At 56.3% G+C, this 13,315-nt stretch carries 8 protein-coding genes, 1 tRNA gene and 1 pseudogene; all 10 read left to right on the forward strand.

Features of this window, described 5'->3' with window-relative positions; genetic code table 11:
• Positions 1–155: pseudogene (locus tag CSQ91_RS27790) on the forward strand (elongation factor Tu); the annotation flags it as partial.
• A 66-nt stretch (positions 156–221) separates the two neighbouring features.
• A tRNA-Trp gene (locus tag CSQ91_RS27795) sits at positions 222–297 on the forward strand.
• A 32-nt stretch (positions 298–329) separates the two neighbouring features.
• The gene (secE, locus tag CSQ91_RS27800; protein WP_010394308.1) at positions 330–713 is read left to right on the forward strand and encodes a preprotein translocase subunit SecE; all 384 of its coding nucleotides are present in this window, start codon (positions 330–332) and stop codon (positions 711–713) included.
• The gene (gene nusG, locus CSQ91_RS27805; protein ID WP_099390215.1) at positions 713–1,339 is read left to right on the forward strand and encodes a transcription termination/antitermination protein NusG; all 627 of its coding nucleotides are present in this window, start codon (positions 713–715) and stop codon (positions 1,337–1,339) included. The genes secE and nusG overlap by 1 nt, the downstream gene beginning before the upstream one ends.
• Positions 1,340–1,454: 115 nt before the next feature.
• Entirely contained in the window at positions 1,455–1,889 is a 435-nt protein-coding gene (rplK, locus tag CSQ91_RS27810) for a 50S ribosomal protein L11 (RefSeq protein WP_034783246.1), read from the forward strand.
• Positions 1,889–2,584 carry a 50S ribosomal protein L1 gene (gene rplA, locus CSQ91_RS27815; protein WP_034753134.1) on the forward strand — a complete coding sequence of 232 codons (696 nt, stop codon included), beginning with the start codon at positions 1,889–1,891 and terminating at the stop codon, positions 2,582–2,584. The genes rplK and rplA overlap by 1 nt, the downstream gene beginning before the upstream one ends.
• A 319-nt stretch (positions 2,585–2,903) precedes the next feature.
• Positions 2,904–3,443 (forward strand): 50S ribosomal protein L10, encoded by a 540-nt coding sequence (rplJ, locus tag CSQ91_RS27820; RefSeq protein WP_034753621.1) that lies wholly within the window; start codon positions 2,904–2,906, stop codon positions 3,441–3,443.
• A 67-nt stretch (positions 3,444–3,510) separates the two neighbouring features.
• A complete protein-coding gene (gene rplL / locus CSQ91_RS27825) occupies positions 3,511–3,882 on the forward strand; it encodes a 50S ribosomal protein L7/L12 (RefSeq protein WP_034753136.1) in 372 nt (123 codons plus the stop codon).
• Between the two features lie 244 nt (positions 3,883–4,126).
• Positions 4,127–8,233, forward strand: coding sequence for a DNA-directed RNA polymerase subunit beta (rpoB, locus tag CSQ91_RS27830; RefSeq protein WP_034783248.1), 4,107 nt, complete (start codon positions 4,127–4,129; stop codon positions 8,231–8,233).
• Between the two features lie 122 nt (positions 8,234–8,355).
• The gene (rpoC, locus tag CSQ91_RS27835; RefSeq protein ID WP_034753138.1) at positions 8,356–12,597 is read left to right on the forward strand and encodes a DNA-directed RNA polymerase subunit beta'; all 4,242 of its coding nucleotides are present in this window, start codon (positions 8,356–8,358) and stop codon (positions 12,595–12,597) included.
• Positions 12,598–13,315: the final 718 nt, after the last annotated feature.

Raw genomic sequence — 13,315 nt, forward strand, 5'->3', positions numbered from 1 at the left:
TGCCAGCAGACAAAGAAATGGTCATGCCAGGCGATAACGTGTCGATCACCGTCAAGCTGATCAACCCGATCGCGATGGAAGAAGGTCTGCGCTTCGCTATCCGCGAAGGCGGCCGTACCGTCGGCGCCGGCGTGGTTGCAAAAATCCTCGCATAAGGAAATGTTATGCTTCCACCCGGGGCGTCCTGGGTGGTAGAATAGCACTCCTCGAAAGTTTTACGTAGGGACGTAGCTCAATTGGCAGAGCGTCGGTCTCCAAAACCGAAGGTTGGGGGTTCGATGCCCTCCGTCCCTGCCACCGTCAAGGTGCAGGGCACCGAAAGTAGAAAAATGTCAAATCAATCCGTGCAAACCGTTAGCACGTCGAGTGACAAGATAAAAGTCGCGCTGGCAATAGTGGCTGCGATTGCAGGAGTAGTCGGGTTTTATTACCTGGCAGGCCAACCAGCTCTGGTGCGTGCAAGCGCGCTTGTGGCTGGTTTGGTTATTGCTGTTGCGCTCTTGTATGTCTCGACGACCGGCCGTGAATTTCTCAATTTCGCCAAAGAAGCTGTGCGCGAAACCAAGAAAGTCGTTTGGCCTACCCGCAAAGAAGCCACGCAGATTACTGCGATCGTGTTTGCCTTTGTGCTGGTCATGGCGATTTTCCTGTGGGGCACGGATAAATTGCTCGAGTTTTTGTTGTATGACGTAATTCTGGGTTGGAAAAAATAATGAGCGAAAATGTGCATGATGAAGCGGCGGACGAGTCCGTTGCGGGCGACGCTCCGGTAGCGGACACTGGTGCAGCGCTGAGCGTGCCAGTAAGCAGCAAGCGCTGGTATGTCGTGCATGCTTATTCCGGCATGGAAAAAAGCGTCATGCGCGCACTGACCGAGCGCATCGAGCGCGCGGGCATGCAAGACCAGTTCGGCCAGATCCTGGTGCCGATCGAAGAAGTCGTTGAAGTCAAGAATGGTGTGAAGTCCGTCACCGAACGTCGTTTCTATCCTGGCTATGTGCTGGTTGAAATGGAAATGACGGACGAGAGCTGGCACTTGGTCAAGAACACCAGCAAGGTTACCGGTTTCATTGGTGGCAAGTCGAACAAGCCGACGCCGATCTCCGCGCGCGAAATCGACGGCATCATGAAGCAGATGCAGGAAGGTGTTGAAAAGCCCCGTCCAAAAACCTTGTACGAAGTGGGCGAGCAAGTCCGCATCAAGGATGGTCCGTTCACCGATTTCAACGGCAATGTCGAAGAAGTCAATTACGAGAAATCCAAAGTGCGCGTCTCGGTCACCATTTTCGGCCGCGCTACCCCGGTAGAGCTCGAATTCGGCCAAGTCGAAAAAGTTTAAGCATTAGCAAGCGCCACCAGGAGCGTTGCGGCAGTCTCAGCAAAATCCGGTCAGAGGAGCCCCGCCAGGGTAGGATCGGCGGGGCGCTACTACTCAATCCAAGATAGGAGCCATCATGGCAAAGAAAATCATTGGTTTTATCAAGCTGCAAGTGCCAGCTGGTAAAGCAAACCCATCCCCACCAATCGGTCCAGCTCTGGGTCAACGTGGTCTGAACATCATGGAATTCTGCAAAGCGTTCAACGCGCAGACCCAAGGTATGGAACCAGGCATGCCGATCCCAGTCGTGATCACCGCGTTTGCGGACAAGTCCTTCACGTTCGTGATGAAGACGCCTCCAGCAACCTACCTGATCAAAAAAGCTGCTGCGATCACCAAAGGTTCGCCGAAGCCACATACCGACAAAGTCGGTACGCTGACCCGCGCACAAGCTGAAGAAATCGCTAAATTGAAAACCCCTGATCTGACCGCTGCCGACATGGATGCTGCTGTACGCACCATCGCTGGTTCCGCTCGTTCGATTGGTATCACGGTGGAAGGTGTTGTATAATGGCTAAGTTATCCAAACGTATCAAGGCTTTGAAAGCCAAAGTCGACCGTACCAAAGTGTACGCTTTCGACAACGCTGTCGCTCTGATCAAAGAGTGCGCAACGGCCAAGTTCAATGAATCGATCGACGTATCGGTACAACTGGGTGTTGATCCTAAGAAATCCGACCAAGTGGTGCGCGGCTCCGTCGTGCTGCCAGCTGGTACCGGCAAAACCGTACGCGTGGCTGTATTCGCGTCGGGCGAAAAAGCGGAAGCTGCCAAAGCAGCTGGCGCCGACATCGTTGGTATGGAAGACCTGGCTGAGCAGATCAAAGCCGGTGACATGCCTTTCGACATCGTGATCGCTTCGCCAGATACCATGCGTATCGTTGGTACCCTGGGTCAGATCCTGGGCCCACGCGGCATGATGCCTAACCCGAAAGTTGGCACTGTTACTCCTGACGTCGCTACCGCCGTGAAAAACGCGAAAGCCGGTCAAGTTCAGTACCGTACCGACAAATCCGGTATCATCCACGCTACCATCGGCCGTAAATCGTTCGCTGACGCAGATCTGAAGTCGAATCTGGTCGCACTGATCGACGCACTGAACAAAGCCAAGCCAGCATCGAGCAAAGGCGTGTACCTGCGCAAAGTTTCGCTGTCGTCGACCATGGGCGCTGGCGTCCGTGTTGACCAGGCTAGCCTGGCAGCTTAAGTAACAGAATCAAGTCCCACGCGCCTTCGGGCGCTGTGGGCGCATCTTTGGGCTGTCGGCCCGGTGTTCGCACCAGGCCGGCAGACAATCAAAGACCGTTGGGCCGACTGCGATCGCACATGCAGAAGGTTAATAGGCTTGCCGGCAACGGCAGGTGCCCAACGCAGATGGTGTACCCGAACAAGTTTTGTAGTCCTCATGCTGCGTGAATCCATCCGCTCAGTTTAGTACTTCTTGACTTCGGACGCCGTGTTCGAACCGATGCAAGGCGCTCAACCACTCGGTTGTGATTGCCGAACATCATTTAAGGAGGTTGACCGTGAGTCTCAATCTGAATGACAAAAAGGCCGTCGTCGCCGAAGTTTCCGCACAAGTAGCAAATGCGCAAACGATCGTCGTGGCCGAATATCGTGGCATCCAGGTTGGTCACTTGACGCAACTGCGTGCTAAAGCGCGTGCCCAAGGCGTGTACCTGCGTGTGTTGAAAAACACTCTGGCTCGTCGCTCCGTTGAAGGTACCGCATTCGCCAGCCTGGCAGATGCCATGACCGGCCCGTTGATCTACTCGATCTCGGCCGATGCCGTTGCAGCAGCTAAAGTCATCGCTGACTTCGCTAAAACCAACGACAAACTGGTCATCAAAGCAGGTAACTACGCAGGCAAGCCGCTGGATACAGCTGCTGTCACCGCGTTGGCGAGCATTCCTAGCCGTGAAGTCCTCATTTCGCAGTTGTTGGGCGTTATGCTGGCTCCGGTTTCGGGCTTTGCACGTGGTCTGGCTGCCCTGGCAGCGAAAAAAGGCGAAGGCGCCGAAGCTCCTGCAGAAGCAGCAGCAGAAGAAGCCCCAGCAGCCGCTTAATTGCGCGCGCTTTTTTCTCTCAGTACCAATCTGATGTAACTAACGTAATAAATTTAGGAGTTTCAAAATGGCAATTAGCAAAGACGATATCCTGGAAGCAGTTAGCGCCATGTCCGTAATGGACCTGAACGACCTGGTTAAAGCATTCGAAGAAAAATTCGGCGTGTCCGCAGCAGCAATGGCTTCGGCCGGTCCTGCAGCAGGCCCAGCAGCAGCTGCTGAAGAGCAAACCGAATTCAACGTCATCCTTGACACCTTCGGCGCAAACAAAGTTGGCGTTATTAAAGCAGTTCGCGAAATCACCGGCCTGGGCTTGAAAGAAGCTAAAGACCTGGTCGATGGCGCACCAAAAACTGTGAAAGAAGCAGTGTCGAAAGCTGACGCTGAAGCTGCACAGAAGAAACTGGTAGAAGCCGGCGCAACCGCTTCGATCAAGTAATATCTGTACCGGCGGCAGTTAGCGCCCGAGTCAAAGTCTGAGGTTTCCCCTCGCAAGGGGGGGAATCCGACTTTGGCTCCTTTGTCGTCTGCATCGTATTTGTCATGTAGTTGTAGCAGCAGTTTTTATTCGATTCAAGCCGGAAAGCAGAGCCTTGAGGTTTCGTCTGTGTCACACGCAGCGGTGCAAACGAACACTTGCAAAACCTGAATTTTCTATCCTTTCTGTCACTCACGGAGTGTCCATGCACTACTCATTTACTGAGAAGAAACGCATTCGCAAATCATTCGCGAAGCGCGCCAACGTTCACCACGTTCCGTTCCTGCTGGCGACCCAGCTCGAGTCTTATCATAGCTTCTTGCAAGAGGACATAGCACCGTCCGGCCGCAAGAATGATGGCCTGCAGTCGGCTTTCACTTCGATTTTCCCTATCGTGTCGCACAATGGTTTTGCGCGCCTCGAATTCTTGTCGTACGTTCTGGGCGATCCTGCCTTCGACGTCAAAGAATGTCAACAACGTGGCCTGACGTTCGCGTCGCCGCTGCGCGCGAAAGTGCGCCTGGTGATCCTGGACAAGGAATCGCCAACCAAGCCCGTCGTCAAAGAGATGAAGGAACAGGAAGTCTACATGGGCGAATTGCCGCTCATGACGACCACCGGTTCGTTCGTGATCAACGGCACGGAGCGGGTTATCGTTTCCCAGTTGCACCGTTCGCCTGGCGTGTTCTTCGAGCACGACCGCGGCAAGACCCACTCGTCCGGCAAACTGCTGTTCTCCGCGCGTATCATTCCTTACCGCGGTTCGTGGCTGGACTTCGAGTTCGACCCGAAAGACATCCTGTTCTTCCGCGTCGACCGCCGCCGCAAGATGCCAGTGACGATCCTGCTCAAAGCCATCGGCATGTCGCACGAGCAAATCCTGGCGAACTTCTTCGTCTTCGACAATTTCAACCTGCGCTCCGAAGGCGCGGAAATGGAATTCGTCTCCGAGCGTCTGCGCGGCGAAGTGGCGCGTTTCGACATCGTCGACAAGTCGGGCAAGACCCTGGTGCTGAAAGACAAGCGTATCAACGCGAAACACGTGCGTGATATCGAAGCTGCCGGCATCAAGCACATTTCCGTACCGGAAGACTACCTGCTGGGCCGCGTATTGGCGAAGAACATCGTCGATGGCGATACCGGTGAAGTCGTCGCTTCCGCGAACGATGAGCTGACCGAAGATCTGTTGGGCCGCCTGCGCGATGCCAACATTTCCGAAATCCAGACCTTGTACACGAACGACCTGGATCAGGGCGCCTACATCTCGCAAACCCTGCGTATCGACGACACCGCCGATCAGATGGCTGCGAAAGTGGCGATCTACCGCATGATGCGTCCAGGCGAACCGCCAACGGAAGATTCCGTTGAAGCGCTGTTCAATGGCCTGTTCTACAACTCGGACCGCTACGACCTGTCGGCCGTGGGCCGCATGAAGTTCAACCGCCGCATTGGCCGCGATGAACTGACCGGCGCCATGACCCTGTCGAACGAAGACGTGCTGGCCGTGATCAAGATCCTGGTGGAACTGCGCAATGGCCGCGGCGAAGTCGACGATATCGATCACCTGGGCAACCGTCGCGTACGTTGCGTGGGCGAACTGGCCGAGAATCAATTCCGCGCCGGCCTGGTGCGTGTTGAGCGCGCCGTCAAGGAACGCCTCGGCCAAGCCGAAGCGGACAATCTGATGCCGCACGACCTGATCAACTCGAAGCCGATTTCGGCCGCGATTCGCGAGTTCTTCGGTTCGTCCCAGCTGTCGCAGTTCATGGACCAAACCAATCCTCTGTCGGAAATTACCCACAAGCGCCGCGTATCGGCTCTGGGACCCGGCGGTCTGACACGCGAACGCGCCGGCTTTGAAGTGCGCGACGTGCATCCGACCCACTACGGCCGCGTCTGCCCGATCGAGACACCGGAAGGTCCGAACATTGGTCTGATCAACTCGCTGGCTCTGTATGCCCGCCTGAATGAATACGGCTTCCTGGAAACCCCGTACCGCAAGGTCGAAGGTTCCAAGATTACCGATCAGATCGACTACCTGTCCGCCATCGAAGAAGGCCGCTACATCATCGCTCAGGCGAATGCGACCATCAACGACGAAGGCATGCTGTCCGATGAACTGGTCTCGGCCCGTGAAGCCGGCGAAACCATCCTGGTCTCCCCGGAGCGCATCCAGTACATGGACGTGGCGCCAGGCCAGATCGTTTCCGTCGCTGCCTCGCTGATTCCGTTCCTCGAACACGATGATGCAAACCGTGCATTGATGGGCGCCAACATGCAACGCCAGGCTGTGCCTTGCTTGCGTCCTGAAAAAGCGCTGGTCGGTACCGGTATCGAACGCACTGTTGCGGTCGACTCGGGCACCACCGTGCAAGCGCTGCGTGGCGGTATCGTCGATTACATCGATGCGGGCCGTGTCGTGATTCGCGTCAACGATGACGAAGCAACCGCTGGTGAAGTGGGCGTCGACATCTACAACCTGATCAAGTACACCCGTTCGAACCAGAACACCAACATCAACCAGCGTCCTATCGTGCAAGTGGGCGACCGTGTTGCCAAGCGCGACGTGATCGCCGATGGCGCATCGACCGACCTGGGTGAATTGGCTCTGGGCCAGAACATGACCGTGGCCTTCATGCCATGGAATGGTCTGAACTTCGAAGATTCGATCCTGATCTCGGAAAACGTCGTCAAGGACGACCGCTACACCTCGATTCACATCGAAGAGTTGTCGGTTGTTGCCCGTGACACGAAACTGGGCGCGGAAGAAATTACGCGCGACATCTCGAACCTGGCTGAAAATCAGCTGGCACGTCTGGATGAGTCCGGTATCGTCTACATCGGCGCTGAAGTACAAGCCGGCGATACCCTGGTTGGTAAAGTGACGCCAAAAGGCGAAACCCAGCTGACCCCGGAAGAGAAGCTGCTGCGCGCGATTTTCGGCGAAAAAGCATCGGACGTGAAAGATACGTCGCTGCGCGTGCCTTCGGGCATGATCGGTACCGTGATCGACGTGCAAGTCTTCACCCGTGAAGGCATCGTGCGCGACAAGCGTGCCCAGCAAATTATCGATGACGAACTGAAACGCTTCCGTCTGGATTTGAACGACCAGATGCGTATCGTTGAAGGCGATGCCTTCCAGCGTCTGGAAAAAATGCTGATCGGCAAAGTTGTCAACGGCGGCCCTAAAAAGCTGGCCAAAGGCGCCAAGATCACCAAGGATTACCTGGCCGATCTGGACAAATACCACTGGTTCGACATCCGCCCTGCGGACGACGATGCAGCGGTAGCGCTGGAAGCGATCAAGGAATCGATCAACGAGAAGCGTCACCAGTTCGATCTGGCCTTCGAAGAGAAGCGCAAGAAACTGACGCAAGGCGATGAGCTGCAACCAGGCGTGCAAAAAATGGTCAAGGTGTACCTGGCCGTGAAACGCCGCCTGCAGTCGGGCGACAAGATGGCAGGTCGCCACGGTAACAAGGGTGTGGTTTCCCGTATTGTTCCTGTGGAAGACATGCCATACATGGCCGACGGCACGCCAGCCGACGTTGTGCTGAACCCGCTGGGCGTTCCTTCGCGGATGAACGTTGGTCAGATTCTCGAGACTCACTTGGGCTGGGCTGCCAAGGGTCTGGGTATCCGCATCGGCGAAATGCTGAAGGCGCAAACCAAGGTCGAGCAAGTACGCAAGTACCTGACGACGATCTACAACGACAACGGCCGTGCCGAAGAGCTGAACGACTTCGACGACGAAGAGATCATGAAGCTGGCGGAAAACCTGAAAAAAGGTGTTCCATTCGCCACGCCAGTGTTCGACGGCGCCAATGAAGAAGAGATCCGCCGCATGCTGGACCTGGCGTATCCGGACGACATCGCCAAGAACCTGGGCATGACCGCTTCGAAAAACCAGGTGACCATGTATGACGGTCGCACCGGTGAAGCGTTCGAGCGCAAGGTCACTGTCGGCGTCATGCACATGCTGAAACTGCATCACTTGGTGGATGACAAGATGCATGCGCGCTCGACCGGTCCTTACTCGCTGGTAACGCAACAGCCACTGGGCGGTAAAGCCCAGTTCGGTGGTCAGCGTTTCGGTGAGATGGAAGTCTGGGCACTGGAAGCGTATGGCGCGTCGTATGTCTTGCAAGAGATGTTGACCGTCAAGTCCGATGACGTGAATGGCCGTACCAAAGTGTACGAGAACCTCGTCAAGGGCGACCACGTGATCGACGCCGGCATGCCGGAATCGTTCAATGTGCTGGTCAAGGAAATCCGTTCGCTGGGTATCGATATCGACCTCGAACGCAACTAAACGACAGGCTTATTGACCCAATAAGCGTCATTTGGTTTGGGAAACACAAAGCCCGGCTGGGAAACCACGCCGGGCAATGTAGTCTCAGGAATATAGAAATTTAATCACCTCTGGAGTGATACATGAAAGCACTGCTCGATCTATTCAAGCAAGTACAGACCAACGAGACCTTCGATGCAATCAAGATCGGTCTCGCTTCGCCTGAGAAAATCCGTTCGTGGTCCTACGGCGAAGTCAAGAAGCCGGAAACCATCAACTACCGTACCTTCAAGCCTGAGCGCGACGGCCTGTTCTGCGCCAAGATCTTTGGCCCGATCAAGGATTACGAATGCCTGTGCGGCAAGTACAAGCGCCTGAAACACCGCGGCGTGATCTGCGAAAAGTGCGGCGTCGAAGTCACGCTGGCCAAGGTGCGCCGCGAGCGCATGGGCCACATCGAGCTGGCCTCGCCGACCGCCCACATCTGGTTCCTGAAATCGCTGCCGTCGCGTCTGGGCATGGTCCTGGACATGACCCTGCGGGACATCGAACGCGTGCTGTACTTTGAAGCATACGTCGTGACCGATCCAGGCATGACTCCGCTGAAAAAGTGCCAGATCATGTCGGAAGACGACTACGCCGCCAAGTACGAAGAGTACGGCGACGACTTCACCGCCTTCATGGGCGCCGAAGGTATCCGTGAGCTGCTGCGCTCGATCGACATCCACCGCGATGCCGAAACCCTGCGCGTGGAACTGAAGGAATCGAAATCCGAAGCCAAGATCAAGAAATACGCGAAGCGCCTGAAAGTGCTGGAAGCGTTCCAACGTTCGGGCATCAAGCCTGACTGGATGATCATGGAAGTGCTGCCAGTGCTGCCGCCGGAACTGCGTCCGCTGGTACCGCTGGATGGTGGCCGTTTCGCTACCTCGGATCTGAACGATCTGTATCGCCGCGTCATCAACCGTAACAACCGTCTGAAACGCCTGATGGAGCTGCGCGCTCCAGAGATCATCACGCGCAACGAAAAGCGCATGCTGCAAGAAGCGGTCGATTCGCTGCTGGACAACGGCCGTCGCGGCAAAGCGATGACCGGCGCCAACAAGCGTCCGCTGAAATCGCTGGCAGAGATGATCAAGGGCAAGGGCGGCCGTTTCCGTCAAAACTTGCTGGGCAAACGCGTCGATTACTCCGGTCGTTCGGTCATCGTCGTGGGCCCGCAATTGAAACTGCATCAGTGCGGCTTGCCGAAACTGATGGCGCTGGAACTGTTCAAACCATTCATTTTCAATAAACTGGAACTGATGGGTCTGGCGACCACGATCAAGGCCGCGAAAAAGCTGGTCGAGATCCAAGAGCCGGTCGTGTGGGACATCCTGGAAGACGTGATCCGTGAACATCCGATCATGTTGAACCGCGCACCTACGCTGCACCGTCTGGGTATCCAGGCATTCGAGCCAGTCCTGATTGAAGGCAAGGCCATCCAGTTGCACCCGCTCGTCTGCGCCGCATTCAACGCCGACTTTGACGGTGACCAAATGGCGGTCCACGTTCCTCTGTCGATCGAAGCGCAGATGGAAGCACGCACTTTGATGCTGGCATCGAACAACATCCTGTTCCCATCGAACGGCGAACCATCGATCGTTCCTTCCCAGGATATCGTGCTGGGTCTGTACTACGCGACCCGCGAAGCGATCAATGCGAAGAACGAAGGGATGATGTTCCCTGACGTGTCGGAAGTGATCCGCGCCTACGACAACAAGGAAGTCGAACTGACGACCCGCGTCACCGTGCGTATTACCGAATACCCGAAAAACGCCGAAACGGGCGAATTCGAGAAAACGGTTACCCGCTACGAAACGACGATCGGCCGTGCGATCCTGTCGGAAATTCTGCCAAAAGGCCTGCCGTTTTCCGTCCTGAACCGCGCGCTGAAAAAGAAAGAAATTTCCAAGCTGATCAACACGTCGTTCCGCAAGTGCGGCCTGCGCGCCACCGTGGTGTTCGCAGACAAACTGATGCAATCGGGTTTCCGCCTGGCGACACGCGCCGGTATCTCGATCTGCGTCGACGACATGCTGGTACCGCCTCAAAAAGTGACCCTGATCGCGACGGCCGAATCGGAAGTCAAGCAGATCGAACAGCAATACGCCTCGGGTCTCGTGACCGCCGGCGAGCGTTACAACAAGGTAGTCGATATCTGGGGCAAGACCTCCGATGAAGTCGGCAAGGCCATGATGGACCAGCTCAAAGTCGAAGACGTGATCCGCCGCGATGGCACCAAGTCGACGCAAGAATCGTTCAACGCCATTTACATGATGGCCGACTCCGGCGCGCGCGGTTCCGCAGCCCAGATTCGCCAGTTGGCCGGTATGCGTGGTCTGATGGCCAAACCGGATGGCTCGATTATCGAAACGCCGATTACCGCGAACTTCCGCGAAGGTCTGAACGTTTTGCAGTACTTCATTTCGACCCACGGCGCTCGTAAAGGTCTGGCCGATACGGCGCTGAAAACGGCTAACTCCGGTTACCTGACGCGTCGTCTGGTTGACGTGACGCAAGACTTGGTGGTGATCGAGGACGATTGCGGCACCATGAACGGCGCCGTCATGAAGGCACTGGTCGAAGGTGGTGAAGTCATCGAACCGTTGCGTGACCGTATCCTCGGCCGCGTGGTGGTGCATGACGTCGTCAATCCTGAAACCCAGGAAACGCTGTACGAAGCCGGCACGCTGATGGACGAAGACATGGTCGAAGAGATCGAGCGTCTGTCCATCGATGAAGTCAAGGTCCGCACGCCACTGACTTGCGACACGCGCTTCGGCCTGTGCGCCAAGTGCTATGGCCGCGATCTGGGCCGCGGCATGCTGGTCAACGCCGGCGAAGCCGTCGGTGTGGTGGCAGCGCAGTCGATTGGTGAGCCTGGTACCCAGCTGACCATGCGTACGTTCCACATTGGTGGTGCGGCATCGCGTGCGGCAGTGGCATCGTCGGTGGAAGCCAAGTCGAACGGTACCATCCGCTTCACGGCAACCATGCGTTACGTGACGAATGGCAAGGGCGCGCAAATCGTCATTTCCCGTTCCGGCGAAGTGCTGATTACCGACGACCATGGCCGTGAGCGTGAGCGTCATAAAGTACCGTACGGTGCGACCCTGATCGTCAAGGACGGCATGGTCATCAAGGCCGGTACGGCCCTGGCAACGTGGGATCCGCTGACCCGTCCGATCATTACCGAATACGCCGGTCAAGTGCGTTTCGAGAACGTCGAAGAAGGCGTCACCGTAGCCCGTCAAGTCGACGAAGTGACCGGTCTGTCCACCCTGGTGGCGATCGATGCGAAACGTCGCGGTTCGTTGACGAAAACGTTGCGTCCGCAAGTCAAGCTGATCAACGACGCGAACGAAGAAGTCAAGATCGCCGGCACCGAACACTCGGTGGCGATCGGCTTCCAGGTCGGCGCGCTGATCATGGTCAAGGACGGTCAACAGGTATCGGTGGGTGAAGTGCTGGCACGTATTCCTACCGAATCGCAAAAAACGCGCGATATTACCGGTGGTCTGCCACGCGTTGCGGAACTGTTCGAGGCGCGCTCGCCGAAAGATGCCGGTATGCTGGCGGAAGTCACGGGTACGGTTGCGTTCGGTAAAGAAACCAAGGGCAAGCAGCGTCTGGAAATCACGGACATGGACGGCAACAAGCATGAGTTCTTGATCACCAAGGACAAACAAGTGCTGGTGCATGACGGCCAAGTCGTGAACAAGGGCGAGATGATCGTGGACGGCCCGGCCGATCCGCAAGACATCCTGCGCCTGCTGGGTATCGAAGCGCTGGCACGTTACATCGTTGACGAAGTGCAAGACGTGTACCGTCTGCAAGGCGTGAAGATCAATGACAAGCACATCGAAGTGATCGTGCGTCAGATGCTGCGCCGTGTTCAGATCGTCAATGCCGGCGACACCAACTACATCGTTGGCGAGCAGGTTGAGCGTTCGGAACTGCTGGACGAGAACGATCGCATGGCCGTTGAGAACAAGATTCCAGCGACCTACGAAAACGTCTTGTTGGGTATTACCAAGGCATCGCTGTCGACCGATTCGTTCATCTCGGCCGCATCGTTCCAGGAAACCACCCGCGTGCTGACCGAAGCGGCGATCATGGGCAAGCGCGATGGTCTGCGCGGCCTGAAAGAGAACGTCATCGTCGGCCGCCTGATTCCTGGCGGTACGGGCCTGGCCTTCCACCGCGCACGCAAAGAGAAAGAAGCGTGGGAAGTGGAAGAGCGTCAAGCACTGCTGCTGGCCGAGAAAGCCTCGATGGCTGGCGAAGCTGCCGAAGCGCTGCAGGACATCGAAACCCAGCAACACCACGGCGACGAAGCGTAATCTACGCTGCTAGCTGACAAGAACGGCACCTTCGGGTGCCGTTTTTTTATGCGCGCTGCCGTAATTTGCACCGGTAAATTGCACCGAATACGCAAAGAGCTAGCAGCGTGGGAAAGTGAAGAGCGTCAGTTGCCACGCTGCTAAAGGGGAATCGGCTACCTCGGCAATTAATAATCACGGTACCTGGGAGAAATTCCTGGTGCCGTTTTTTTATGCCCGTATTTCCTTCCTGCGCCGATTTGTCCGGTATCGGGCATTCAATGAAAAGCTGGCCAATTTGAATCATGCAAGTGTTAATCAATTGAATGGAACGGGTTTCCTGTTTTATTAAGGCGGGCTATTGAATGGCATTATTGAAGAACGGAGCATTCAATAATCTGTTGCACGGACATGGCAAATACAGGCATTGATCCTGGCGGTTTATCGGGTGGCATTGCCCGGCGTTTTATCGAGTTGCCGCGGTTGCCGCTGCGTGGCGAGGCGAGGCGCGGAAAGTTGCGGTTGGAAGCCGTCATAGTAGTGAGCGCTCACAAGCTTGCCTGGTGCCGCCCGCTTTTCTGCCGGCGCGGCCGGCCGGAGACGGCGTGGCGGCGCACTGTTGCGCCACCGCCTGCGATTAGCCCTGCCGCGCCAGTTTCCAGTTTATTCATGCTAAGATTTGGCACATGATTGCCCAAGCCCTGTTTACTCCCGCCCAGCAGAAATTGCTGGGACTGCT

This window comes from Janthinobacterium sp. BJB301 (assembly GCF_002735685.1).
Taxonomy (GTDB): Bacteria; Pseudomonadota; Gammaproteobacteria; order Burkholderiales; family Burkholderiaceae_D; genus Janthinobacterium; species Janthinobacterium lividum.

Bases quoted from the DNA above. Each gene is read 5' to 3' on its own strand.
- rplA (WP_034753134.1), top strand. From the start codon at position 1,889: ATGGCTAAGTTATCCAAACGTATCAAGGCTTTGAAAGCCAAAGTCGAC.
- rpoC (WP_034753138.1), top strand. From the start codon at position 8,356: ATGAAAGCACTGCTCGATCTATTCAAGCAAGTACAGACCAACGAGACC.
- rpoB (WP_034783248.1), top strand. From the start codon at position 4,127: ATGCACTACTCATTTACTGAGAAGAAACGCATTCGCAAATCATTCGCG.
- rplL (WP_034753136.1), top strand. From the start codon at position 3,511: ATGGCAATTAGCAAAGACGATATCCTGGAAGCAGTTAGCGCCATGTCC.
- secE (WP_010394308.1), top strand. From the start codon at position 330: ATGTCAAATCAATCCGTGCAAACCGTTAGCACGTCGAGTGACAAGATA.
- rplK (WP_034783246.1), top strand. From the start codon at position 1,455: ATGGCAAAGAAAATCATTGGTTTTATCAAGCTGCAAGTGCCAGCTGGT.
- nusG (WP_099390215.1), top strand. From the start codon at position 713: ATGAGCGAAAATGTGCATGATGAAGCGGCGGACGAGTCCGTTGCGGGC.